Origin of the sequence: Gordonia lacunae (assembly GCF_002149015.1) — a bacterium.
GTDB classification, from domain to species: domain Bacteria; phylum Actinomycetota; class Actinomycetes; order Mycobacteriales; family Mycobacteriaceae; genus Gordonia; species Gordonia lacunae.
Genome location: NZ_NGFO01000027.1, coordinates 39,277 through 64,565, shown reverse-complemented (window position 1 = coordinate 64,565; position 25,289 = coordinate 39,277). Strand labels below are relative to the sequence as shown.

Here is a 25,289-nt window from a genome sequence, read left to right as displayed (position 1 = left end):
GGGCTCGGCCGCTCAGTCGTTCCGCGGCTGGTCGAGGCCGTCGATCCCCAGCGCGTTGAGGACCGTCCGGAGTTTGAACGCGGTCTCCTCGAGTTCGCCCTGGGGGTCGGAGTGTTCGACGATGCCCCCGCCGGCCCATGTGCGCAGACTGCGGCGATCGGCCTCCAGCTCGAGGCACCGGATGGTCACCATCCATTCGCCGTCGCCGGCTCCGTCGCACCAGCCGACGGCACCCGCATAGAAGCCGCGTTCCCCCTCGACCTCCCGGATGATCTGTGCCGCAACATCACTCGGTGTGCCGCAAACGGCGGGGGTGGGCCCGAGCAGGAGTGCGAGATCGAGCGCGGTGGTCGCGGGGTCGCGCAGCGTCGCGCGGATCGGGGTGGCGAGATGCCAGACCTCTCCGGTCGACTGCAGTTGCGGGGTCGATGGCGCGTCGACGTCGTCGCACAGGTGCGACAACCGGTCCCGCAGGTGATCCACCACGAACGCGTGTTCGGCGAGATCCTTTGCCGAGGAGAGCAATCCGTCGGCGATGGCGCGGTCGACGACCGGATCCGGTGACCGGGGTGCCGACCCCGCGTAGGGGTGGCAGGTGACGACCGATCCCGATTTGCGCAGCAGCACCTCGGGACTCGCGCCCAACAACCAGGACCCGGAGCCGGTGGCCGCGCCGAGGTCGACGCCGAATGCGTTGTGCCCGGCGTTCCCGCCCGCGAGAGCGTCGAGGAGTTCGGTCGGCGCGACCTCGGCGTCGAGCACGATGTCGACGCTGCGGGCGAGGACGACCTTGCCGACGTCGCCGGCGACGATCCGTTTGACCGCGTGCGCCACCCGTTCGCGATGCTCGTCGGCGGTGGGGTGCAGGGTGGTCGAGACCGGTGTTCGCAACAGCGGCGGCCCGCCCGCCAGCGGGGCATCGTCGATGTGCAGGACCTCGGGCACCACCAGCGCGGCCGGGTCGGCGAGGTCGAACGGGATCGCGCCGGTCAACGCGTCGATCTCGCCGGAACGCAGCGCGGCCGAAGCCGCGTCGACATCGGTGAAACCCCGGACCGCCCCCCGGCCCCGCACGGTGCCGTGCGGGCGGGACAACACGAACACATCAGTCGCTGACACCCCTGACACGCTACAGGTAAGTGTGCCCTAACTTGCAATCACGCTGAGTGAAAATTGACACGTCTGCGCGGCATCGACGAGGCTTGGTCGCAGGTCATGAGTGCCAGTGACAAGCCCCGGCTCGCTGGTCGGCAACCCTCCTCCGCGGCGGGGTGCTCCGGGTGACGACCTGGCCGCGTACCGACCGGACGCGGCAAGCGCGGAAATCCAGAGGAGCTCATGCCATGACCGCTGTCCTGTCAGCGCCGAGCGCTGTCGGCCACCAGTCCGTCGACGCCGGCATCGTCGATCACGACCACCCTGCGCGTCCGGTCATTCCCGGGCTGGCCCCGGTCGTCGGCGCCGATGTGTCCGTGCCGTTGGCCCACGGCGGGACGACGCGATACGTCAATCTCGACTACGCCGCGAGCGCGCCGGCACTGAGTTCGGTGGCCGCCGCGGTCGCCGAGGGTCTCGGCGAGTACGCGAGTGTTCATCGCGGTGCCGGCCACCTGTCGCAGGTCACGACCGCCCGGTACGAGGCTGCCCGGGAGACCGTGCGCGAGTTCGTCCGCGGGCGAGTCGACGACGCCGTCGTCTTCACCCGCAACACCACCGATGCCATCAACCTCGCCGCACACATCACCCCCGGGGACGTCGTCGTGCTCGACATCGAGCATCACGCCAACCTGCTGCCGTGGTGCGCGCCGCGCGACGGTCGCAACCGGGCCCGGGTCGTCCCCGCCTGCGACACGATCGAGGACACCCTGGTCGCGCTCGAGGCCGAGCTGGAGTCGGCGCCGGCATCGCTGCTCGCGGTCACCGCGGCGTCGAACGTCACCGGCGAGGTGCTGCCCATCGGCCGGCTCGCGTCGATCGCCCACCGGCACGGGGCCCGCATCCTGGTCGACGCCGCGCAGCTGGTCGCGCACCGGCCCGTGTCCATCGTCAGTCACGGCATCGACTACCTGGCGTTCTCCGGACACAAGGCCTACGCGCCGTTCGGAGCCGGAGTCCTGATCGGCCGCCGGGACTGGTTCGACGCCGCCGACCCCTACCTGGCCGGCGGCGGCGCGACCGCCGATGTCGATCTCGGCCCGCGCGCCGGTGGCGTCACCTGGCACACCGGGGCCGCCCGGCACGAGGCGGGCTCGCCGAACGTGCTCGGCGCGGTCTCGATCGCCCAGGCCTGTCGCGCCCTCGCCGACCTCGGACCGGAGGCGATCGGGTTGCACGAGCTGCGCCTGTCCGAGCGTCTCGACCAGGGACTGGCCGCGGTCGACGGGGTGCGGCCGTTGCGGGTCTTCACCGACTCCACCGACCGGGTGGGAATCGCGGGCTTCACCGTCGACGGCATCGCACCGCGGGTCGTCGCCGAGTATCTGAGTGCACGACACGGCATCGGTGTGCGCGACGGCCGGTTCTGTGCCCACCCGCTGCTGAGGCGTCTCGGACATCCGGCCGGGGCGGTACGTGCGAGCTTCGGCGCGGGTACCACCTCCGAGGACATCGACCGGCTCCTCGACGCACTGCGCGCACTGACCGCAGAGACCATCCGAGAAGAACTCGACGAGGGGTGAGCAGATGACCATCGAACTCGACGCACGTGCCGACCGCGGCACCGTGATCGCCGCACCGACAGCCGCAGCGACGGCCCCGATCAGCATCGGCCGGCCGGGATTCCAGATCGCCATCGCCGGCGACGCACTGGCACAGACGTTTCCGATCGTCGTGCGGCGCGAGACACTCCGCGAGGCACAGCGCGCCCGCTCCTTGCTCCGGGCCGGTAGCCACGACCAGGCCAAGTTCGTGGTCGCCCTCGAGGTGGAGGTGACCGTCGCGCCGGACGCCGCTTCGGCGCGTGCGGCGGCCGCGGCCGCGGTGGGCGCATCGTCGGAGACGGGCTCCGGCACCATCCGCTACATCGGTACGACACACGGACTGATCACGCTGGTCCGCGACATCTACGCGGCCGAGGTCGCCGACGCGGTGATCCTGGTGCCGATCGACGGCGCGGCCACCGAACGGCGCATCCGCGAACAGATCCTGCCGGTTCTCGCCGAGCAGCGACACCGCGTGGCCTGACGATCCGGCCTCGGTCCGGGCGTCCTCAGTCCAGCGCGCGGATACGCGAATGCGCAGGCTGGAGGTCGAGGGTCAGCCCCATGCGGTCCGGCGAGAACAGGCCCGAGGCCATGGTGCGCAGGTCGGGGTCGACGAGGAGCTCGAATTCCGAGCGGTCGAGTACGTCGCGCCGGAGATCGACGCCGGGGGCGACCTCCACGACAGTGATTCCCGCCGGCCGCAACTCGAGTACCGCTCGCTCGGTGACGTAGACGACGCGCTGACCCTTCTCGAGAGCCCGACGGCCCGAGAAGGTCGGCGAGTCGACATCGGCGACGAGCTTGGTGTGCGGACCATCGGATCGGATATCCAGCCGACCGTGCTCGATACCGATGTCACGACGTCCGGCCGTGAACGAGCCGACGAAGACGATCGAGGGTGCGCCCGTGGTGATGTCGACGAAACCGCCGAGTCCCGCGGTCACATGACGCCGCTTCGGGAGGCTGTGCACGTTGACGTTGCCGTGTCGGTCGATCTCGAGGAACGACAGCAGCGAGTGCTCGAACCCGCCGCCCTGCAGAAGCGTGAACTGGTCCGCGCTCTGCATGATCGCGTCTGGGTTCTGGGACACTCCGAAGACGAAGTCGAGCAGCGGGACGCCACCGACCGCGCCCTGTTCGATCACCCATGAGACCGCCTGCGGAAGACCTTCTTCCACGAGAACGTGGGGGACGAGTGCCGAGACACCGAAACCGATGTTCGCGATCTCACCGGATCGCAACTCAGCCGCGGCACGACGCGCCATGATCTTCTCCAGGGAGAAGGGGACGGGGTCGAGGGTGCTCAGCGGGCGCCTCAGCTCGCCGGAGATGGCGGGGTCGTACGGTGTCTGGGTGGTCTGCAGCTGATCGGGCACGACGACGATGGCGTCGACGAGGATGCCGGGCACCCGGACCGCCTGCGGTGCGAGACTGCCGCCATCGGCGAGATATTTCACCTGCGCGATGACCACACCGCCGTTGTTGTGGGCGGCATAGGCGAGGTCGAGCGCCCCGAGCGGTGAGGCCTCCTCCTCGAAGGTGAGGTTTCCGTGGGTGTCGGCGGTCGTCGCGCGGATGATGGCGACGTCGGGGACCAGGGCCTCGTAGAACAACCACTCCTGATCGTCGATCTCCTGGACGCGAACGTAGGCATCCGGGGTGACGGTGTTCATCCGGCCCGCCCCGACGCGGGGGTCGACAAAGGTGTCGACGCCGACCTGCGACAGCACCCCGGGCTGCTTCGCCGCCGCGGCCCGGTGAAGCTGGAACAGGATGCCCGATGGGAAGTTGTAGGCCTCGACCTCGTTGTTCTCGATCATCTGCCAGATCGCGGGCGGTTCGGCGCTCGACGGACCGGACGGATAGGAACCGGCGATGACGCGGCGGAGCAACCCCGGGCGAGCGAGGTGGTCGATGCCCTTGATCCCCCACATGTCGCCGGCGGCGATGCTGTGGACGCTGGTGATCCCGGCGGGCGACCGGGTCTCGTCGAACCGCTGCCCGATCCCGGCGAGCACGGCATCGGGGCAGCCGAGACCTGACGACGAGCTCACCGTGATGGTGTCGCCGTCGTGGATCAGGTCGGCCGCCTGACGGGTGGTGAGGATGGGGGGTGTGTGCACGAGCTCTCCTGGTCGGGGCGGGACGTGGGTCGTCGGGGACGGCGGGGTCAGGACGCGGAATCGGTGTGCGGCAGGAACTTCAGGACGTGAGTGGCGACCATGCAGGTCTCACCGCGCTGAGTGGTCGCGACGATCGAGGAGTAGGACTTCTGTTCGGCGTCGTCGATGCGGTCGACGGTGTAGGTGATCGTGACCGTGTCGCCGAGGAAGACGGGCGCGACGAAGCGGACTCGGTCGTAGCCATAGGACACCGCGCGCTCGCCCGCCCGGGCCGCGATCTCGGTGGACGCGGTCGAGGACAGTCCGAGGATCAGTACACCGTGGGCGATCCGTTCGCCGTAGGAACCGGCGGCCATGTACGCGCGGTCTATGTGGTTGGGCGCGAAATCACCGGTGATACCGGCGAATCCGTACACATCGTATTCGCCGACGGTCTTGGTGAAGGTCGCGGTGTCCCCGACACTCAGACTCAGGGGCGCGGAGGTGGCTGGTGATGGGTCGGTCATTTCGTCGTGCTCCTCGTCGGCTCGGCCCCCGCGGGGCCGGCGTAGGGGGTAACTGGAACGGGAATCAAGAAAGTGCTTCCACAGTGTCGAGGGTGGTGGCGACCAGCCTGGCCGCCGAGGTCGCATGGACGCCCGGATCGGCGATCGCGGCCGCCGCCGTTCCGGCCACCGCGGACAGCTCGACCCCGAGGTCGGGAGGCCGCGCGTCGAACCGCCCGGCCACGACCAGTGAACGCACGCCGTGCTCGGCGCAGCGCCGCAGGACGGTGCCCACGAGCTTCCCGGTCGACGAGGTGCGGTCGTAGCACCCTTCGCCGGTGATGACGAGATCTGCGGTGGGCAGCGCCGCCGTCAGGCCGGTGAGATCATTGACGCGCACTGCCCCGGGTACTTGTGTCGCACCCCACGCCAGGAGCCCGAAACCGGTCCCACCGGCGGCGCCCGCGCCGGATTGCGTTGTGCTGACGCCGAAATGGTCGGCCATCACGCCGCCGAAGTGGCGCAGTGCCCGGTCCAGGGCATGGCGTGTCGGTGCGTCGGCACCCTTCTGCGCCCCGAAGGTGTGCGCCGCGCCGGTGGGGCCGCACAGCGTGGCCGTCGTGTCGGTCAGGATCTCCACGCCCTCGGGCGGGAGGTCGGCCAGCGCCGTCGAGTCGATGCGGGCCACGCGTTCGAGGTCGAGCACATCGACGATGTGGACGGGGCGGTCGTCGCCGTCATGGAGACGCAATCCCAGTTCGAGCAGGGCTCCGACCCCGCCGTCGGTCGATGCCGAACCGCCCAGGCCGACGACGACACGTCGGACCCCGGCGCCCAGTACCGCCGAGATGACCTGTCCCAGACCGCGGGTCGTCGCCCGGGTGGGCGCCGGGTGCGCCATCAGTGGGAGGCCACTCGACTCCGCGAGCTCGACGACGGCGACGGATCCCGGCAGTTCGAGCCAGCGGGCCTGGACCGGCCGACGGTCGGGTCCGCAGACGGGTCTGCCGACGACGTGCCACCGGGCACCCGCCGCCGACGTCGCGATCGCCGCCAGCGTCCCCTCGCCGCCATCCGCCTGGGGTAGTACGGTCAGCCGGTCGGCGGGGCGAGCCTGCTGCCAGCCGTCGGCGATCGCCGCGGCGATCTCGTGGGCGGACGCGCTGCCCTTGAACGAATCCGGGGCGACGACGACGTGCAACGGGGTTGTCGAGGCGTGCGAGACCTCGGGCTGCGGGGCGTCCGGGACCTGTCGGCTCACGTGATCGAGTAGCCGCCGTCGACGGGCAGGACGACGCCGGTGACGTACCGTGCCGCATCCGAAACGAGGAACGTCACGACGTCGGCCACGTCGTCGCCGTCGGCGAACCGCTGGAGGGGGATGCGGTTGAGCTTGGCGGCGCGGAAGTCGGCCTCGCCGAGGACATCTGCGGTCATCGGGGTCTCGATGTAACCCGGCGCGACGGCGTTGACCCGGATCCCGTACCGGCCGAGTTCGGCAGCAAGTCCCTTGCTCAGTTGCGTCAGTGCGGCTTTCGTCGCCCCGTAGGGAACGATCCCGGGTACGGCGCGGTCGGCGGACAGCGAGGCGATGTTGACCACGCTGCCCTTCGTCTCGATGAGGCTCTTCGTGGCCTGGCGGACCAGCCGGTACGCCGAGGACACGTTCACCTCGAGCAACCGGTCGAAATCATCGTCGGAGATGTCGATCGCGTCGGTTCGCTTCTGGATCCCGGCGGCGTTGACGATCACGTCGAGCCGCCCCGTGCGGGTGATCGCGGAGTCGACCGCGGCCTGGCTGACCGCGGCGTCGGTCAGGTCGCCGCGAACCGCCGAGCCGCCGATCGCGGCCATCACGTCGTCGACCCGGTCGTCGGCGTCGAGACCCACGACATGCATGCCCTCACGGGCCAGGCCGGCGGCGATCGCCGATCCGATGCCGCCCGCGGCACCCGTGACGATCGCTGTCTTGCCGGCCAGGCTCTCGCGAGTCCCACTCTCCTGCGTGTCGGCCATCGAAGCCCTCTCCTCGGGACGACGGCGGGGTCGACACGCCGTCTAGAAACTGTTTTCTGAGACGAGGCCATCCGATGAAACGGTCTTTACCTCGATATTCAGAGGGTATAGGCTGCACACACCATTCCGCAAGAAAGCGATTACAGGAGTTTCATGACCACGCTCATCCTGCCGACAACGACCGGGACCTCGGGTCACGTCCTCGGCGCACCGGCGACTTTGGCGACTGCCGCGGCCCCGCCGCGCAGTCGCGACGTCTTCGCGGCGGCACACGTCGTCGCGGATCCCCGCCGGGCGTCGGCAGCCGGTGGTGCCGACCAGATCGACTGGGACGCGACGCTCCGGCTGCGACGCGACCTGTGGTCTCTCGGACTGGGTGTCGCCGAGGCGATGGACACCTCGCAGCGGGGTATGGGCCTGGACTGGCACGGTGCGCGAGAGCTCGCCACGCGGACCCTGGACGAGGCCCGGCACTGCGGGGGCCGGGTGGTGGTCGGTATCGGCACGGATCAGCTCGCGGCGCAGCGGCCGTCCACGACCGAGATCGCCGACGCCTACCTCGAACAGCTGTCGGCGATCGAGGCGACCGGAGGCGATTGCGTAGTGATGGCGAGCCGGCACCTGGCGACCGCTGCGAGCGGACCCGACGACTACTTCGCCGTGTACGACAAGGTGCTCGCGCAGGCGCAGCGTCCGGTCGTGCTGCATTGGCTGGGTGCGGTTTTCGATCCCGCGCTGGACGGTTACTGGGGGCATCGCGACCCGAATTCGGCGATGGACACCGTCGTCGACATCATCGTCGCGCACGCCGAGCGGGTGCGCGGCATCAAGGTGTCACTGCTCGACCCGGCACTCGAGATCAGGCTGCGGCACCGGCTCCCGGACGATGTGCGGGTCTACACCGGCGACGACTACAACTACGTCGACATGATCGCCGGTGACGACGACGGGCACAGCGACGCCCTGCTGGGCGCGTTCGCGGCGCTGGGGCCGTACGCGTCGGCGGCATTCGCGCGGCTGGACGCCGGCGACGTCGCAGGCTTCCGGGAGATCCTGGCCCCGACCGAGCCGCTCTCCCGGTTGATCTTCGCCGCGCCCACGCAGTACTACAAGGTCGGCGTCGCCTGGCTGGCGTACCTCAACGGGCAGCAGTCGCACTTCCGGATGATCGGTGGCTTCGAGGTCGGACGCACCCTCGTCCACCTGGCCGACCTCGTGCGCGAGGCCGACGGGATCGGACTGTTCGTCGATCCCGAGAGCACCGCGCGCCGCGCCGCCGCGTACTTCGCCGTCCACGGGATCGGCTGAGCCATGGAGCTCTCGGAGTGCAGTCTCAATTCCGCGACCATCCGCGGTTCGTCCCTCGACGACGTGCTCGGCCTGGCTGTCCGGTACGGCTTCGGTGGTGTGGGGCTGTGGCGCGACGTGCTCGACGACGTGGACCTCGTCGCCGCGCGGGCCCGTACCGACGGGGCCGGCCTGCGGGTGACGAGCGTGTGCCGCGGCGGCATGTTCCCCCAACCCACCGAATCGCTGCGCCGGGCCCGGCTCGACGACAATCGCCGCGCCGTGGATCAGACCCGGATGCTGGGTGCCGATTGCCTCGTCCTAGTGTGCGGGCCGCCGCTCGCCGGCGACCTCGACTCCGCGCGGGGTCGGATCCGGGAGGGCATCGAGCATCTGGTCCCGTACGCGGTCGAGGCGGGGGTGGCCCTGGCGGTCGAGCCGTTCCACCCCATGCTCGCGGCGACGCGCTCGGCCATCACCTCGCTGCGCGAGGCGGTACGTCTGGTCGAGATCATCGGACATCCGCAGGTCGGGCTGGCCGTCGATTCGTATCACATCTGGTGGGAAACCGATCTGCGCGAACAGATCATCGGAGCCGGCGATCGAATCCTGTCGGTGCAGCTCGCCGACTGGTGCACGCCGATCGACGACGAACTGACGAGTCGCGGGATGCCGGGGGAGGGCGACATCGACATGGCCGGATTCGTGGCCGACTGTCGGTCGGCGGGCTACTCCGGACTGGTCGAGGTGGAGGTGTTGAGCAGTCGCTGGTGGAGTCGACCGGCCGAGCAGACGGTGGCCGCGGCCGCAGCCGCCCTGGGCGCGATCGGGAACCCGTTACCATCCTCCTGAGTATCAGGAATCGCTTTCTCGGATCGACCAGCAACACCCGACTTTCATTCAGCCGATCAGGAGGACGACGCCACCATGTCGACACAGCGCCCGGATGGACCGCGGTCGCGCCCGACCATCGCGACGGTGGCCGAGGCCGCCGGCGTTTCCATCGCCACGGTCTCCCGCGTGATGAGCGGATCGTCGAAGGTCAAACAGGAGCTGGCGGACCGGGTTCATGAGGCGGCCGACCAGCTGGCCTACCGGCCGAGTCGCGCGGCGCGCGGCCTGGCGTTGGGCAGTCTGCGCAACATCGGGGTCATCCTGCCGGATCTGACCAATGCGTATTTCTTCGACGTGGTCAACGAGATGCACCGCGGCGCAGCGGAGAACGGCTACCGCATGCTCGTGGCGGATTCCAACGGTGACCCGGACGAAGAGCTGAACACCGCGCTCGACCTGCTGGGGCAAGTCGATGGACTCGTGCTGCTGTCGAGCCGGATCCCGACTGCGGGCCTCAAGCAGTTGGCTCGCCGCGACGCACCCGCGGTGCTGGTCAACCGGATCGAACTCGGCGTGGACCTGCCGATGGTCGCCGCCGACAACTTCACCCCGATGATGCAGCTGTGCAGTCATCTCGCGCAGCTCGGACACACCCGGGCGGTGTATCTGGGCGGGTCGCAGTTCGCTTGGCAGAACCGGGAGCGGTGGCGCGCCGTGCAGAGTTCGGCGGGGTTCGGCCTCCAGGTGACCCATGTCAGCGCCGACGGGACGGTCGAGGGTGCGCACGCAGCGGTTCCCGAAGCGCTGGAACACGATCCGACCGCCCTGATCTGCTTCAACGATCTCAGTGCGATCGGTGCGATCTCGGCCCTGCGCGACGCCGGACTCTCGGTTCCGGAGGACATCTCGGTCACCGGGTTCGACGACATCGTGCTGGCGCGCCACATCGCTCCCGCGCTGACGACGGTGACGAGCCCCAAGGTGCAACTCGGGAGGCGTGCGTGGGATCTGATGCGCGTCATGCTCGACACCGACGAGCGTCCCGAATCTCCCGACCCGCTCTCGGCGGAGGTCGTACTCCGGGCATCGACCGGCCCGGCGCCCCTCCCGCGCGGCTAGGCCGTCGGGCGGAATCGACCCTATTGAGAAAGCGCTTACAGTGAGATACGCTTCACAACATCGAACAGCATGTATGTGTCGCCACTCCAGAGAAAGCGTCGATCAATGCGTAGTAAGGGGACTCGCCGGCCGGTGGTGACGTCCGCGGATGCGGCAGTCGCCTCGATCCCGGCCGGCGCCACGGTGGCGCTCACCGGCGCGGGCGGTGGAATCCTCGAGCCCGAGGCGCTGCTGGCCGCACTCGAGGCCAGATTTCTCGGCTCCGGTGATCCCGGTGACCTCACCGTGGTCTACGCGCTCGGCATGGGCGACCGGAACGGTGGCGGGACCGGTCGGTTCGCGCACCCGGGGATGGTGTCCCGGGTCATCGGCGGGCTGTGGACATGGTCGCCGGAACTGAGGGAACTGGCGCGGCGTGACGAGCTCGAGGCCTACGCGCTGCCCGGCGGCGTGATCAGTCAGCTGTTCCGCGAGATCGGGGCACGCCGGCCGGGGCTCATCACGACCGTTGGCCTCGGTACATTCGCCGACCCGCGCTGCGGCGGTGGTCGATTCAATGCGCGGAGCACTGCCGAACTCGTGGAGCTGGTCGAGTTCGACGGCCAGGAATATCTGCGCTACAAGCCGTTCCGGGTGGATGTCGCCCTGGTGCGCGGTGACACGATGGATCGCAACGGCAACATCGGGTGGTCCGGGGAAGCTGCCCAACTCGACGCGGCGTCGGTGGCACAAGCCGCTCGTGCCTCCGGTGGACTGGTCATCGCACAGGTCAAGTCGATCATCGACGGCGCCCTCGATCCGCACGTCGTCCACCTGCCGGCCGCCCTGGTCGACCTGGTGGTCGAGGTTCCGCTCCAATGGCAGACACATGCCGGGGAGTACGACGACCGCCTCTGCCGGGCCGGCGTGCCGACCTCGGATCCGATCGCGGGTCCGTCGCCGGCCGGGGCCCGCGGGATCATCGCCCGTCGCGCCGCCGCCGAGATCGGGAGTGGCGGGGTCCTCAACGTCGGGTTCGGCATTCCGTCGCTTGTGATCGACGCGCTGGCCGCCGCGGACCGCATCGGGGACAACACCGTGCTCATCGAACAGGGGATCATCGGCGGACGGCCGCTCACCGGCGACATGTTCGGTGCTGCCCTTCACCCCGAGGTCGTGCAGTCGTCGACCACTCAGTTCGACCTGATCAACGGCGGACTGATCGACACCACGTGCCTGGGCATGGCGCAGATCGACGCATGCGGGTCGGTGAACGTGAGCCGGATCGCCGGCCAGATCAACGGACCCGGCGGGTTCGTGGAGATCTCCCAGAGCGCAGGCACCGTGATCTTCTGCGGCACGTTCACCACCGGCGGCCTCGACGTCGACGTCGTCGGCGGGCGGTTGTGCATCCGCCGCGAGGGGCGGGTTCGCAAATTCGTCCGGACCGTGGAACAGGTGACGTTCTCCGGTCCGCGTGCCGCTGCCCGGGGACAACGCGTCCTCGTCGTCACCGAGCGTGCCGTGTTCCGTCTGGTGGACGGGGGTCTCGAACTGGTGGAGGTCGCCCCCGGCATCGACATCGACCGGGACATCCTGTCCCACATGGATTTTGTTCCGCTGATCGGCTCCCCGGCCCGGATGGATCCGGCGCTGCTCGAGTCGGTTGCGGCGTACGCGGTCTCCTGACCGCAGCGCCCATCGCCCATCACATCAAGGAGTGAGTACATGACCTTCGCACCCGGCACGGCGAACAGCCGCATCCCGACCTCGCTGTTCGGGCCGGACGAGCGCGCGCTCGTCGCCGAGTTCGTGGACGAACGCATCCGCCCGATCGCCGCCGAACTCGATGAGACCGAACGCTTTCCGGAGGAGATCTACGCCGAGATGGGTAAGATCGGCCTCTTCGGCATCACGGTTGCCGACGAGGACGGTGGAGCGGGTGGGACCGCTCTGGACTATCTGTTCGTCATGGAGTCCCTGTCGTACGGGTACGCCTCGATCGCCGACCAGTGCGGTCTGGTCGAGATCCTCGGCACCCTGCTCGGTCACTACGGCACCGACGACCAGAAGAAGGAGTACCTGCTGCCGATGCTGAGCGCGGAGAAGCGCTGTGCCTATGCGCTCACCGAGCCCGGTTCCGGTTCGGACCTCGGCTCCATCACCACGCGGGCGGAACGGACTCCGACCGGCTGGCGCCTACGCGGCGAGAAGATCTACATCCACAACGCGCCGGTCGCCGACTTCGCAGTCGTGCTGGCCGTCACCGACCCCGAACGGGGGAAGCGGGGTGGGATCTCGGTCTTCCTCGTCGATGTCGACACCCCGGGTGTGAGTCGGGCCTACCACGAACACAAGATGGGGCAGCGCGCCTCGCAGGTCGGCGGCCTCGTCTTCGACGACGCGGAACTCCCCGAATCGGCCTTGCTCGGCGAGGAGGGCCAGGCCTTCGGATACATGATGAAGGTCCTGGCCAAGGGGCGACTGGGTATCTCCGGGCTGGCGCTGGGTATCAGTCGCGCGGCGCTCGACGCGGCGGTCCGTCAGTCCCTCGACCGGCACCAGTTCGGCCGGGCCATCGCCGACAATCAGGCCGTGTCGTTCCCGCTCGCGTCGATCGCCACCGAGTTGCAGGCAGGCACGGCGCTGTCGGTCTCGGCCGCTCGGGCCATCGACTGCGGTGACGACGACGCCGAGGTGTTGTGCTCGATGGCCAAACTCAACGCCTCCGAATCGTGTGTCCGGCACGCCGATGCGGCGCTGCAGGTGTTCGGCGGCAACGGGTTCATCCGCGGTTACGAGGTCGAGCGGCTGTATCGCGATGCCCGGATCACCAAGATCTACGAGGGCACCAGCGAGATGCAGCGTCTCATCATCAGTCGGTCACTGCTCCGGGCCGCGGGCTGAGTCTCGCCCCGGGCCGGACACGGGCCGGCACGGTGTGAGAAAGCGCTACCAAACCGAGCGGCGAGCGGGTCTCTCGCCGGAAGGGTGCGCAATGGGTCTTTTCTCTACGCCCGTTGAGGCACTGAACTGCGTTTATTGTCAGGCGTGCGCTGGCCGTCCGGCGCTCTTGACATGTGTCCCTGATCACTGTAGAAAACGCTTACAGGAGGTGCAGTCTTCATGTCACACACTCACCACGTCCGACCGCTGCGGCGCTGTGCGACCCTTGCCGTCGCGGCCGCCCTGGGCGCGGTGGCCCTCGTCGGCTGCGGCTCGCAGGACGACTCGGCCACCGGTACCGGAGATCTGCTCATGGTGTCCGAGGTGCGCTCACTCACGAATCCGTACGAGGCCGCCTGGGTCGAAGGCAGCAAGGCCTACGCCGAATCGGTCGGTGTCGATCTCAAGGTGATCGTCTACGGCGGCGACTCGCAGAACGCCTTGTCGCAGCTGCAGTCGGTGCTCGCCACCGGCAAGAAGGTCCTGCTGAACATCAACCCCAACACCAGTGCCGACACCCCGGCGATCGTGCGCGCGGTCCAGAACAGCGGTGGCTGTGCGGTCACCCAGTGGAGCAAGCCGGCCGACCTGCACCCCTGGGATGTCGGGGACGGCTGGGCGTCGTATGTGAGCTACGACGGCGTGAAGGAAGGCGCCGACACGGGCGACGTCCTGGGAGCGAGTATCGGCGGCCAAGGCGGTGTCATCGCGATCCAGGGGCTGCTGGCCAATGACATCAGCAAGACGCGATACCAGGGGTTCACCGAGGGCATCGCGCGGCACCCGGGTGTCGTGGTGCTCGACAATCAGCCGGCCGACTTCGACCGGAACAAGGCCTACACCACCACCCAGACCCTCCTGAACAAGTACGGGGACAAGGTGAACGGGATCTGGGCGGCCACGGATTCGATGGCGCTCGGAGCGCTCCAGGCCGTCCGCGAGAAGGGCAAGGCCGGCCAGATCAAGGTCGCCAGTGCCGCCGATGCCACACCCGAGGGGCTCGAGGCCATCGAAGCCGGTGAGATGGTCTCGACCTACACCACCGACCCCTATTTCAACGGTGCGATGGGACTCGCGATCTGCCATCAGGTGGCGACCGGGCAGCTGAAGGTGTCCGACCTCTCGCGCCTGCAGCGTGAGTTCTACGTCGACCAGACCTTGATCACGAACGACAACGCGGCTCGGTACCTCGAGCGCCCCACCGACCAGGAGATCGTGGATTCGGTTCGGGATCCGTTCTCGCGCATCGTCGGACCCATCGATCCCGACTCACTGAGCAATGAGGAGTGACCCGACATGACCACGTCAACTTCGGTGCCGCCGGATACCGGGGAGGCCGGACCGCCGGCCCCCGATGAGCACGACCAGAAGTCGGTACTGCTGTCCCGCTGGGGGCGTTCGGTGGGACCGCTCGTCGCGCTCGTCGCATTGTGTGTCGTCTTCTCGTTCACCGCCGACTCGTTCTTCACCCTCGGCAACCTGAACGCGGTCATCCAACAGGCCGCGATCCCGTTGATCCTCGCGATGGGAGCGACACTCGTCGTCCTGATCGGCAGCGTCGACCTCTCGATCGAGGGCGTGATGGCGGCCAGCGGACTGACCTTCGTGCTGCTGGCGGCGAACAGCGTGAACGGAAACGACCTGGGCCTGATGGCGGTGATCATCGCCCTCGGGGTGGGAGCGCTCTTCGGCCTCGCGAACGGTGTCCTGCACGCGGTCGCGAAGGTGCCCTCGTTTCTCGTCACCCTCGGTACCTGGTTCGTGGGCCTCGGTGTCGCGACGGTGCTGTTCGGCACCAGCACACCGCAATTGGCTGACGCGGGATTGGGGGAGTGGGCGCAGGGGGCCTGGTTCGGCATCCCGATCATCGTCGTCTTCGCCGTCGCTGCGCTCCTGCTGACCTGGTTCCTGTGCCGTTGCACCTCCCTCGGGACCCAGACCTACGCGGTCGGCGGCGACGAAGGGGTCAGCAAGGTGACCGGCATCAACGTCACGAGGACGAAGATCGTGCTGTTCACCATCGCCGGGCTCATGTCGGGACTGGCCGGAGTGCTCGCCACGATCCGCCTCGGCGTCGGCGACGTCGGGGTCGGCTCGGGCAATCTGTTCCTCACCCTGTCGGCCGTCGTGGTCGGTGGGACGCTGCTCAGCGGTGGCCGCGGCGGACCACTGCACTCGCTGGTCGGCATCCTGCTCCTCGTCGTCCTGGGCAACGGACTGCTGCTCTCGGGCGCGAGTCCGTATGTCCAGCAGGGCGCTCAGGGCGTGATCATCATCGCCGCGGTGATCGCGACCGGATGGCCCGCCCGTAACCGATTGAGAGTCGTGAAATGACACCGTTGCTCGAGCTCGACGGAATCACCAAGCGCTACGGACCCAATGTGGTCCTCGACGACGTATCGCTGACCGTGCGCAAACACGAGGTGATCGGCCTCATCGGAGAGAACGGCGCCGGCAAGTCCACTCTGCTGAAGATCCTCGCCGGGGTGCATCGACCGGACGGCGGCGTGATGCGGGTCGACGGTGCCGAGCTCGTCTTCGCCGACCCGGCCGATGCCGCCCGGCACGGCGTGGGCGTCGTGCACCAGGAACAGTCACTCCTACCGAACCTGTCCGTCGCCGAGAACCTCACCCTCGGTTCGGAATCGGAGTTCACCCGATTTGGACTGATCCGCCGGGGCGCCCGCCGCCGGGCCGCGCAGGCCATGCTCGACCTGGTCGACTCGACGGTGGATCCCGACACCCCGACCGAGGACGTGGGATTCGCCGAGCGGCAGATGATCGAGGTCGCCCGCGCGGTGAGCGATCGTTCGTCGGGACACGCACCCCTTCTCGTCCTCGACGAACCGACGTCGGTGCTGCAGCCGGCCGACATCGAGATCCTGCACCGTCGCGTGATGGCGTTGCGTGAGATCGGCTCGGTGATCTTCGTGTCGCATCGGCTGGACGAGGTGCTGCGGTTCTCCGATCGGGTCTTCGTGCTGCGAGACGGCAAGATCGTCGGCGAACGGCCGACGGACGACGTCGACGAGCGCGAGCTCTACGCGATGATGATCGGCAAGGAGGCCGCCGACGAGATCTACTGCACCGGGCGGCGTGAGCCCGTCGCCGACGTCGCCCCGGTCCTCGACGCCCGCAACGTGTCGGTGGCCGGAAGCGTGCACGACGTCTCGCTCGCCGTCCGGCCCGGCGAGGTCGTGTGCATGGTCGGCGTCGCCTCGTCGGGGCGTGAGGAGTTCGCCCGCGCGATCTTCGGCGCGCAACCGGCACGCGGCACGGTGTCGATCGGCGGTTCCGGTCTCCCGGCATCGCCGCGACGTGCAGTCGCCGCCGGGGTGGCGTACCTGCCTGCCGAGCGGCGGTCCGAGGGAATGGTCGCCGGCGCCACGGTGGCCGACAACATCTGCCTGAGCCATCCCGCCCGCGGACGCCGGGGTCGGGCCGCAGCCGCCCGGCACGAAGCCCGCGAGTGGATCGAGGCGCTGCACATCCGGCCCGACGACCCCGACCTCGACATCGCCCGGCTGTCCGGTGGCAACCAGCAGAAAGCCGTGCTGGCCAAATGGATTCGCGATGACGGACTGTCGGTGCTGATCCTCGACCACCCGACCCGTGGACTCGACATCGGTGCGAAGGAGGACGTCTACCGGCTGATCCGCGACCTGTCCGCGCGTGGCGTCGGTGTCCTCGTGCTCGCCGACACCCTGGATGAGGCCATCGGCCTCGGACACCGCATCGTGGTCCTCCGCGACGGCCGGGTGACCGCCGCATACGACTCCGTCGCCACCGAACCCCCGACCAAGATCGAGCTACTCGAGAAGATGATGTGACATGGCCGAGACAACGATGACCTCACCGCTGCCGTCGCGCAGCCTCGCGGTGCCCACGGGCCTTCCGTCCGCGGCGACGATGCGCACGGCCGGACCGCCGGCCCTGCTGCTGGTCCTGCTGGGCCTCGTCACGATCGCCGAACCCAACTTCTTCTCGACGACCGCCCTCGCGGTGGTGACCGCTCAGGCCCTGCCGATCCTGCTGCTCGGACTCGGCCAGATGTTCGTCATCCTCACCGGCGGCATCGACCTGTCGGTCGCCGCGGTCTGTTCACTGGGGACGGTGATCCTCGCGCAGACGATCGGGGCGACCGGACCGCTGGCGATCCTGATCACCGCCGCCGCGACAGCCGCCATCGGCGCCCTGACCGGACTGCTCACCACCATCGGACAGGTGCCGTCCTTCGTCGTGTCCCTGGGCGCACTCGGCTTCTGGGGGGCGATCGCGCTCGCACTGTCGGGGTCGACCACGATCTACATCGACGCCAACTACGGCGCGATCTTCTGGCTCAGCTCGGTCACGTTCCTCAGCATGCCCCTCGCCGTATGGCTCGGTCTGCTCGTCGTCGTCGCGATCTGGGCGTTCATGCATTACCACCCGCGCGGCAACATCTTCCACCTCGTCGGACTCGGTGAGCGGGCGGCCCTCATGGCCGGAATCCGCACCCGGGCGGTCCGTGTCGTCGCGTTCGCGCTGTCCGGTCTGTTCGCGGGTCTCGCGGCCATCGTGCTGTCGTCGCAGCAGCAGAGTGCCGCACCACAACTCGCCGACGCCCTGCTGCTGCCCGCCATCGCCGCCGTCCTCGTCGGCGGGTGCGCGATCACCGGCGGTATCGGCAGCGCGTGGAAGGTGATCGTCGGCGCCCTCATCGTGACCGTCCTCCGTGTGGGCGGATCGGTCGCCGGCGTCGACCCCAACTATCAGCAGATCGTGTATGGCGCGGTGGTCATCGCGATCGTCGTTCTCACCCTCGACCGCAGCAAACTCGCCATCATCAAATAGACCATCCCTGGAGGTACACACCATGTCTCGAACAGTGCGCGGAGCCGTCATCGACGCCATCGGCGGAAAGTGGAAGGTCGAGGACCTCGACCTCGCCGAGCCCGGTCCGGGCGAGGTCCGCATCAAGGTCATGGCATCCGGACTCTGCCATTCCGACGACCATCTCGTCACCGGCGACATCCCGAACGCGCTGCCGATGGTCGGTGGGCACGAGGGAGCAGGCATCGTCGACGCCGTCGGCCCGGGCGTGCGACGCCTCGCGGTCGGTGACCACGTCGCGACGGCCTACCTACCCGCCTGCGGCCGGTGCCGCTGGTGCTCGCAGGGCATGCAGTACATCTGCGACACCGGCGCCGGAATGGAGAACGGGTTCGGTCTGGAGGGCAACCCGCGCTTCAGCCGCGCATCGGGGCAGCCGATCGGCGCGATGCAGCGACTGGGCACGTTCGCCGACCACCTCGTCACCGACGAGTCGCAGGCGGTCAAGATCGACGACGACCTGCCCTTCGACATCGCCTGCCTCGTCTCGTGCGGGGTCGCCACCGGATGGGGCGCGGCCGTCAACGCCGCGCACGTCCGGCCCCGCGAGACCGCGATGATCGTCGGGGCCGGCGGGGTCGGCATGAACGCGGTCCAGGGTGCACACCATGCGGGTGCCGCCTACGTCGTCGCCGTCGACCCGGTCGATTTCAAGCGCGAGCAGGCCATGAAACTCGGTGCGACACATGCCTTCGCGTCGATCGCCGAGGCGATGCCGTTCGTCGAGTCGGTCACCAACGGGCAGGGCGCCGACTCGGCCGTCATCACGGTCGGCGTCGTCGACGGCGCGCTGATCGCAGAGGCCTTCTCGGCGGTCCGCAAAGAAGGTCGGGTCGCCCTCGTCTCCATCGGCCAGAACGAGCCCGGCATCCCCATCAGTCCGCTCGAGATCGTCACCTACGCCAAGACGATCCGCGGTGTCCTCTTCGGCAACTGCAACCCGACCAGCGACATCCCGGCGCTGCTGGACTACTACAAGGCGGGCCTGCTCAAGCTCGACGAACTGATCACCGCGCGGTACACGATCGACCAGATCAACGAGGCCTACGTCGACATGCATGCGGGCAAGAACCTGCGCGGCGTGCTGATCCACGAGCACTGACCCGTCTCGCCGCGTTGTTCTCGACCATCTCGACCAGGAGTTCCACATGCCATTGACCACCGCCCCCGCGACGACCATCCGCCGGTACGGGATCTTCGTCGACGGGGCCTTCGACGCCGCCGACGACCGATCCTCGATCGCCCGGAACAGCCCGGTGGACGGGCGCGAACTCGCCGTCTATGCCGCGGGCGACCGCACCGACGCCCTGCGCGCCATCGCCGCGGCACGACGTGCCTTCGACGACGGGCCGTGGCCCGCCACGTCGTCGATGGACCGGGCCCGCACCCTGCTCCGGGTGGCCGACCTGATGCGGGCGAACGCCGAACGCCTTGCGCTCATCGAGGCAGAGGAGACCGGAAAACCGTTGCGCTACGCCGAGTCCGACGTCGCCGGGAGTGCCGAACTCTTCGAGTACGCGGCGGGGCTGGCGATGGCTGCCCACGGTGAGGCGCACACGGGACTCGGCGAGGGCGCCACTGCGCTCGTGGTCCGCGAACCCGCCGGGGTGGCCGCCATGATCCTGCCGTGGAACTTCCCACTGCTCCTGCTGGCCCAGAAGTTGCCGTTCGCCCTTGCCGCGGGATGCACCGCCGTCGTCAAACCCTCCGAGTTCACCTCGGGCACCGCGCTCGAACTCGCGGGCATCCTCGCGGAGGCGGGCGTGCCCGCCGGTGTCGTGAACGTCGTCACCGGATATGGTGCTGACGTGGGGGCGGTGCTCGCCGAGAGTCCCGACGTCGATCTCCTGTCGTTCACCGGCAGCACCGCGACCGGGCACGCCATCACCGCGGCGTCGGCGGGAACGGCCAAGCGGTTGTCGATGGAACTCGGGGGCAAGGCCGCCAACATCGTCTTCGACGACGCCGATCTCGACGACGCCCTCGACGGGGTGCTGTTCGGGGCGTTCTTCAACAACGGCGAATGTTGCGTCGCGGGATCACGCCTGCTGGTGCAGGATTCGATCGCGGACGACTTCGTCGAACGTCTGGTCGCGGCAGCGCAGCAGATTCGGGTGGGTGATCCGCTCGACGGCTCCACCGACGTAGGCCCGATGATCCACGGCGGTCATCTCGAGAAGGTCCGGGCCCACATTGCCTCCGCGGAGTCCCACGGCGGGCGGATCGCGGTCGGTGGCGGGGTGCCGCGCGGGGTGGAGACCTCGTCCGGGCACTTCGTGGAACCCACAATCGTGCTCGACGTCACCGAGGCCTCGCCGGAGTTCCACCAGGAGATCTTCGGTCCGGTGCTGACGGTCACCCGGTTCACCGACGCCGAGGAGGCGGTGGCGCTCGCGAACGCGACCGAGTACGGACTGTCGGGGTCGCTGTGGACCAAGAACATCGACCGCGCGCTCTCGGTGGCCAAGAAACTGCGGAGCGGCCGGGTCTGGGTGAACACCACGATCGACGGCGGCCCGCAGCTACCGGCCGGCGGGATGAAGCAGTCCGGCTACGGACGCGAGATGGGCAACGCCGGGTTCGAGGAGTTCACCGAGGTGAAGACGATCCTGATCCGGGAAGGCAAGCGGAGCAGGGCTTTCCCGCACATCGGCTGACGCCGGCCGGCGTCGCACGGCGCCGGAGACGACGGCACCCGGGCAGGATCTCCTCGAAGATCCGGCCCGGGTGCCGTCGTTCGTCGCGGTGGTCCGGCGTCTGCGTCAGCCGCGCGAGGGCTCGTTGGCCGCGTCGGGATGCGAGGCGAGGCGGTCGATCGCTTCCTGGGCGACCTTCTCGGCCTGGTCGCGTCCGACCCACCCGCCCGGCTGGACCTCCTTGCCGGGCTCGAGGTCCTTGTAGTGCTCGAAGAAGTGGGCGATGGGGCCAAGCTCGTACTCGGACACGTCGGAGATGTCCTTGATGTGGTCCCAGCGCACATCCTTGGCCGGGACGCACAAGAGCTTGTCGTCACCGCCGGCCTCGTCGGTCATCGTGTACATGCCGACGACCCGTGCGCGCACGATGATGCCGGGGAACACCGACTCGGGGAGCAGGACCAGCGCGTCGAGCGGGTCGCCGTCCTCACCGAGGGTGCCGTCGATGTAGCCGTAGTCGGCCGGGTAGCCCATCGAGGTGTACAGGTAGCGGTCGAGGTAGACCTTGCCCGTCTCGTGGTCGACCTCGTACTTGTTGCGGCCACCTTTGGGGATCTCGATGGTCACATCGAATTCCACAGTTCCTCCTGGCAGTCTTGATCGGGGATGCCGCGTCGGGCCGAAACGCCCGCACGCTGCCCCAACGATACTGTTGGTCCGGCGACCTCGATGTTCGTACCCCTCGTTGGGCGTGCATCCGGGCCCGTTCCATCGACCGTGAACCGCGAGAGACCCGGAGGCTTTGTGGGCGCATCCACCCGAAACGGCGGTCGCCGCGGCCGGAGACTCCTGTGGTGGACGATCACCGCGGTGGTGATCCTGGCCCTCGTCGCGACGGCCTCGGTCGTGATCGCGCTCCGCATCGACCGGGAGCCGGAACTCCCGCCGGGGGTGCCGCCGCAACCCGCCGCGGTCGCCGTCGACCCGCGGATCGACCCGGTGGTCGCCTCCGCGCCCGAGCCGACCCCGTCGGGGGTGTCGCGGGCGATCGCCCCGGCCCTGCGCAACCCCGCGCTCGGCGAACTCACCGGCATGATCAGCGACTCGCTCACCGGCGCGGTCCTGTGGACCAGCAACCCCGAGCGTCCGCGGATTCCCGCGTCGAACGCCAAGATCCTGACCGCGGCCGCGGTCCTCCAGGCCGTGCCGCACGATCAGCGACTGACGACGACGGTGGTGGCCGGCAGCAACGGGCAGATCATCCTCCGGGGTGCGGGCGATCCCACCCTGTCCGCCCAGCCCGCCGGAACCGACACCTTCTACACCGACCCGGGACGCATCGCCGACCTCGCGCGCCAGATCGAGGAGACCGAGATCCCGGTGACGTCGGTGGCCGTCGACCTCAGCGCGTTCTCGGGGCCGACGATGGACACCACCTGGGATCGGCGGGACATCCAGGGCGGCGACATCGCGCCGATCGAATCGCTGATGGTCGACGGCGCCCGGCTGGAACCGCTCGACGAGTACTCGCCGCGCACCGCGACCCCGGGAATCATGGCCGGCGAGGCGCTGGCCGCCGCGCTCGGCGTCGAGGGACCCGTCACCGAGGCGAGCGGTACCGCCCCGAGCGGGTCCGGAGACGAGCGCGTGATCGCGAAGGTCCAGTCGGCCCCGCTGGTCACCCGGGTCAACGACATGCTGCGCTACAGCGACAACGTGCTCGCCGAATCGCTCGCCGTCGAACTCTCGGTCCACCGCGGCGGGCAGCCGACCCACGCGGGTGGGGTCGAGGCGGTCGAGCAGGTGCTGTCGGCGGAGTTCCCGGACCAGTGGGCCGGTACGACGCTGCACGACGCGTCGGGGATCTCGTACGCGAACCGGACCACGCCGGAACTGCTCGACGCGGTGATGACCGCCGCGAGCGGGCCCGGCAAGCCGGCCCTGCGCCCGATGCTCGACGGTCTGCCGATCGCCGGTGGCACCGGCACGCTCGCCGACCGGTTCGACGCCGCCGACAACCCGGGCGCGGGGTGGGCGCGGGCGAAGACCGGAACACTGACCGGGGTCAGTTCGTTGACGGGCATAGTGCAGACAGTCGACGGCCGCGTGCTGTCGTTCGCCCTGATGTCCGGCGGCACCTCGCCGGCGGACGCGCGACCCGCCCTCGATGCGGTGGTGGGTCAACTGAGAGAGTGCGGGTGCCGATGACCACGTCAGGAATCGCCGGGCCGGAGGCAACGGCAGGGACGACCGGAGAAGCGGGCGCCGAGGATGCCGTCGACCGGGAACGCCGACCGGGTATCGGCTCGCAGATCGACTGGTCGCTCGCCGCGTCCACGGCGAGGCGACTCGCCCGGCCGGGCCCGAAGACGACCGCGTACACCTACGAGGCGGCCCGGGCCGAACTGGCCGACGCCGCCACGCGCGCCGAGGCCCCGGTCCGGGAGGTCACGGGTCTGGCCGACGGCCTGCGCGTGCCGACCACCCGAGTCCTCGACCGGGCCGGCTGGATCGACGCCGCCTCCCTGTCGATGCGATCGATGCTGGGTTCCGACGAGGAATCCGCCGACGCGGGCTCCCCCGGGCTCGGGGCACGATTCGGCGGACTGCAGGCCGGTGGTCTGCTCGCGTTCCTCTCCACCGCGATCCTCGGTCAGTACGATCCGTTCACGCCCGATCCGGAGACCGGCGAGCCCGGTGTGCTGATGGTGGTGACGCCGAACATCATCAACGTCGAACGCCAACTCAAGGTGATCCCGTCGGACTTCCGGCTGTGGGTGTGTCTCCACGAGGTCACCCACCGCGTGCAGTTCTCGGCCAACCCGTGGCTGCGCGACTACATGCAGGACAATGTCGCGGTGCTCACCTCCGACGCCGGCGAGTCGACCACCGAGATCGTCACGCGGATGACCAAGGCGCTCAAGGGTTCCGACGGTCCGCGCGAGAAGGGCGTGATCGGCGCGATGCAATTGCTGCAGAGTCCTGAGCAGCACGCCGCCTTCCAGCGCATGATGGTTCTCGGCACACTGCTGGAGGGGCACGCCGACCACGTCATGGATGCGGTGGGTCCGGCGCACGTGCCGTCGGTGGCGCGCATCCGCACCGCCTTCGACAAACGACGCACCGCACCGCAGAATCCGGTGCAGCGCCTCATCCGGGCTCTCATCGGGATGGATGCCAAGCTCGCGCAGTACATCCGCGGAAAGGCCTTCGTCGACGCGGTGGTCGAGGCCGCCGGCATGGAACGGTTCAACACCGTGTGGACCTCGCCGGACACGATGCCGCTGCCGAACGAGATCGACGACCCGCGGGCATGGATTCAGCGGGTCTTGTGAGGCGGGCGGTCGCGGATTTCGCGGCCGCTCACCGGCTCGGAACCGAGGTCTGCGTGGCGCTCTCCGGCGGCCCGGACTCGCTCGCGCTGACCGCGGCGGCCGTCGGCGCGGGTCTCGACGTCACCGCGCTGGTCGTCGATCACGGGCTCCAGCCGGGCTCCGCCCAGGTGGCGGTGACCGCGGCGGACGCGGCGGTTGCCCTGGGTGCCCGAGTCGAGGTCCTGCCGGTGCGCGTCGGACGGCGGGGAGGTCTCGAGGCCGCCGCGCGCGACGCCCGGTACGCGGCCCTCGACGGGGCCCGCGATGGCCGGCCGGTTCTGCTCGGACACACCGCCGACGACCAGGCCGAGACCGTGCTCCTCGGGCTGGCCCGTGGTTCCGGGGCACGGTCGATCGCCGGCATGCGCGCCTGGAAGGAGCCCTGGGGCAGACCGTTCCTCGGGGTCCGCAGACACCAGACCTTGGGGGCGTGCACCGAACTGGGTCTCGCACCCCACCACGACCCGCACAATCGGGATCCGCGATTCACCCGCGTCCGCCTGCGCTCAGAAGTCCTCCCGTTGCTGGAGGACGTGCTGCACGGCGGGGCCGTCGAGGCATTGTGTCGCACCGCCGAGGGAGTGCGCGCCGACAACGAAGCGCTCGACGGCTGGGCGTCCCGGGTGCTGGCCGAGGCGGGGCGAGGAGACAGCCTGGCGATCGGTCCGCTGCGCGACGCGCCGCCGGCGGTCCGGATGCGTGCGCTGCGTTCCTGGCTGCTCGACATCGGGGCGACCGAACCGACCCATCGGGTCATCTCGTCCGTCGCGGGTCTCCTGGACGCGGCTGCCACTGCCGACCGGACCCAGATCGCCGTCGGTGGCGACCCCGGCGTCAGACGTGTCGTCGTCCGGTCCGGCGAAACACTGACGGTCCGCCTCACCGCAAGGTGAGACGGACCGTCGTCGTGGGTTCT

At 69.2% G+C, this 25,289-nt stretch carries 22 protein-coding genes and 1 riboswitch; of the genes, 16 read left to right on the top strand and 6 right to left on the bottom strand.

What is annotated here, in order from left to right; translation table 11 throughout:
• Window positions 1-12: 12 nt before the first annotated feature.
• Window positions 13-1,104 (bottom strand): isochorismate synthase, encoded by a 1,092-nt coding sequence (locus CA982_RS20240; protein ID WP_086537030.1) that lies wholly within the window; start codon window positions 1,102-1,104, stop codon window positions 13-15.
• 107 nt (window positions 1,105-1,211) lie between these two features.
• Window positions 1,212-1,325, top strand: a riboswitch (SAM riboswitch).
• A gap of 18 nt (window positions 1,326-1,343) precedes the next feature.
• Here CA982_RS20240 and CA982_RS20235 point away from each other — a divergent pair.
• Complete coding sequence (locus CA982_RS20235; protein WP_144066068.1) at window positions 1,344-2,678, top strand: aminotransferase class V-fold PLP-dependent enzyme; 1,335 nt, start codon at window positions 1,344-1,346, stop codon at window positions 2,676-2,678.
• 4 nt (window positions 2,679-2,682) lie between these two features.
• On the top strand, window positions 2,683-3,183 hold the full coding sequence (locus CA982_RS20230) for a hypothetical protein (protein ID WP_086537029.1): 501 nt from the start codon (window positions 2,683-2,685) through the stop codon (window positions 3,181-3,183).
• Between the two features lie 25 nt (window positions 3,184-3,208).
• Here the strand turns inward: CA982_RS20230 and CA982_RS20225 are convergent, their stop codons facing one another.
• The 4 genes from CA982_RS20225 to CA982_RS20210 form a co-directional block, all read right to left on the bottom strand.
• The gene (locus tag CA982_RS20225; RefSeq protein ID WP_086537028.1) at window positions 3,209-4,825 is read right to left on the bottom strand and encodes an acyl CoA:acetate/3-ketoacid CoA transferase; all 1,617 of its coding nucleotides are present in this window, start codon (window positions 4,823-4,825) and stop codon (window positions 3,209-3,211) included.
• Window positions 4,826-4,872: 47 nt separating this feature from the next.
• Entirely contained in the window at window positions 4,873-5,331 is a 459-nt protein-coding gene (locus tag CA982_RS20220) for a MaoC family dehydratase (protein WP_086537027.1), read from the bottom strand.
• Window positions 5,332-5,395: 64 nt separating this feature from the next.
• Entirely contained in the window at window positions 5,396-6,571 is a 1,176-nt protein-coding gene (locus tag CA982_RS20215) for a glycerate kinase family protein (protein WP_086537026.1), read from the bottom strand.
• Window positions 6,568-7,326, bottom strand: coding sequence for an SDR family NAD(P)-dependent oxidoreductase (locus CA982_RS20210; RefSeq protein ID WP_086537025.1), 759 nt, complete (start codon window positions 7,324-7,326; stop codon window positions 6,568-6,570). The genes CA982_RS20215 and CA982_RS20210 overlap by 4 nt, the downstream gene beginning before the upstream one ends.
• Window positions 7,327-7,479: 153 nt before the next feature.
• On the opposite strand from CA982_RS20210, the gene CA982_RS20205 reads away from it, so the two are divergent.
• The 11 genes from CA982_RS20205 (at window position 7,480) to CA982_RS20155 (ending at window position 21,020) form a co-directional block, all read left to right on the top strand.
• Window positions 7,480-8,634, top strand: a complete 1,155-nt coding sequence (locus tag CA982_RS20205; RefSeq protein ID WP_086537024.1) for a dihydrodipicolinate synthase family protein — start codon at window positions 7,480-7,482, stop codon at window positions 8,632-8,634.
• Window positions 8,635-8,637: 3 nt separating this feature from the next.
• On the top strand, window positions 8,638-9,465 hold the full coding sequence (locus CA982_RS20200; RefSeq protein WP_086537023.1) for a sugar phosphate isomerase/epimerase family protein: 828 nt from the start codon (window positions 8,638-8,640) through the stop codon (window positions 9,463-9,465).
• A 75-nt stretch (window positions 9,466-9,540) separates the two neighbouring features.
• Complete coding sequence (locus tag CA982_RS20195) at window positions 9,541-10,566, top strand: LacI family DNA-binding transcriptional regulator (RefSeq protein ID WP_086537022.1); 1,026 nt, start codon at window positions 9,541-9,543, stop codon at window positions 10,564-10,566.
• A gap of 105 nt (window positions 10,567-10,671) precedes the next feature.
• Entirely contained in the window at window positions 10,672-12,234 is a 1,563-nt protein-coding gene (locus CA982_RS20190; RefSeq protein ID WP_086537021.1) for a CoA-transferase, read from the top strand.
• Window positions 12,235-12,273: 39 nt separating this feature from the next.
• A complete protein-coding gene (locus CA982_RS20185) occupies window positions 12,274-13,452 on the top strand; it encodes an acyl-CoA dehydrogenase family protein (protein WP_086537020.1) in 1,179 nt (392 codons plus the stop codon).
• A 219-nt stretch (window positions 13,453-13,671) separates the two neighbouring features.
• Window positions 13,672-14,781, top strand: coding sequence for a sugar ABC transporter substrate-binding protein (locus CA982_RS20180; RefSeq protein ID WP_144066067.1), 1,110 nt, complete (start codon window positions 13,672-13,674; stop codon window positions 14,779-14,781).
• Window positions 14,782-14,787: 6 nt separating this feature from the next.
• Window positions 14,788-15,825 (top strand): ABC transporter permease, encoded by a 1,038-nt coding sequence (locus CA982_RS20175; protein WP_086537019.1) that lies wholly within the window; start codon window positions 14,788-14,790, stop codon window positions 15,823-15,825.
• Window positions 15,822-17,321: a sugar ABC transporter ATP-binding protein gene (locus CA982_RS20170; RefSeq protein WP_086537018.1), complete on the top strand. Its 1,500-nt coding sequence runs from the start codon at window positions 15,822-15,824 to the stop codon at window positions 17,319-17,321. The genes CA982_RS20175 and CA982_RS20170 overlap by 4 nt, the downstream gene beginning before the upstream one ends.
• Before the next feature lies 1 nt (window position 17,322).
• Complete coding sequence (locus tag CA982_RS20165) at window positions 17,323-18,324, top strand: ABC transporter permease (protein ID WP_425269093.1); 1,002 nt, start codon at window positions 17,323-17,325, stop codon at window positions 18,322-18,324.
• 22 nt (window positions 18,325-18,346) lie between these two features.
• Window positions 18,347-19,465, top strand: coding sequence for a Zn-dependent alcohol dehydrogenase (locus CA982_RS20160; protein ID WP_086537017.1), 1,119 nt, complete (start codon window positions 18,347-18,349; stop codon window positions 19,463-19,465).
• A gap of 46 nt (window positions 19,466-19,511) precedes the next feature.
• On the top strand, window positions 19,512-21,020 hold the full coding sequence (locus CA982_RS20155; protein ID WP_244176399.1) for an aldehyde dehydrogenase family protein: 1,509 nt from the start codon (window positions 19,512-19,514) through the stop codon (window positions 21,018-21,020).
• A gap of 105 nt (window positions 21,021-21,125) precedes the next feature.
• Here CA982_RS20155 and CA982_RS20150 read toward each other — a convergent pair whose 3' ends face one another.
• Window positions 21,126-21,638 (bottom strand): inorganic diphosphatase, encoded by a 513-nt coding sequence (locus CA982_RS20150; protein WP_004020801.1) that lies wholly within the window; start codon window positions 21,636-21,638, stop codon window positions 21,126-21,128.
• 165 nt (window positions 21,639-21,803) lie between these two features.
• On the opposite strand from CA982_RS20150, the gene dacB reads away from it, so the two are divergent.
• Genes dacB through tilS form a run of 3 tightly spaced genes read left to right on the top strand, consistent with a single transcriptional unit; the run spans window position 21,804 to window position 25,266 of the window.
• Entirely contained in the window at window positions 21,804-23,207 is a 1,404-nt protein-coding gene (gene dacB / locus CA982_RS20145) for a D-alanyl-D-alanine carboxypeptidase/D-alanyl-D-alanine endopeptidase (protein ID WP_086537016.1), read from the top strand.
• Complete coding sequence (locus tag CA982_RS20140; RefSeq protein ID WP_086537056.1) at window positions 23,204-24,334, top strand: zinc-dependent metalloprotease; 1,131 nt, start codon at window positions 23,204-23,206, stop codon at window positions 24,332-24,334. The genes dacB and CA982_RS20140 overlap by 4 nt, the downstream gene beginning before the upstream one ends.
• On the top strand, window positions 24,313-25,266 hold the full coding sequence (gene tilS / locus CA982_RS20135; RefSeq protein WP_167383385.1) for a tRNA lysidine(34) synthetase TilS: 954 nt from the start codon (window positions 24,313-24,315) through the stop codon (window positions 25,264-25,266). The genes CA982_RS20140 and tilS overlap by 22 nt, the downstream gene beginning before the upstream one ends.
• Window positions 25,267-25,289 lie beyond the last annotated feature (23 nt).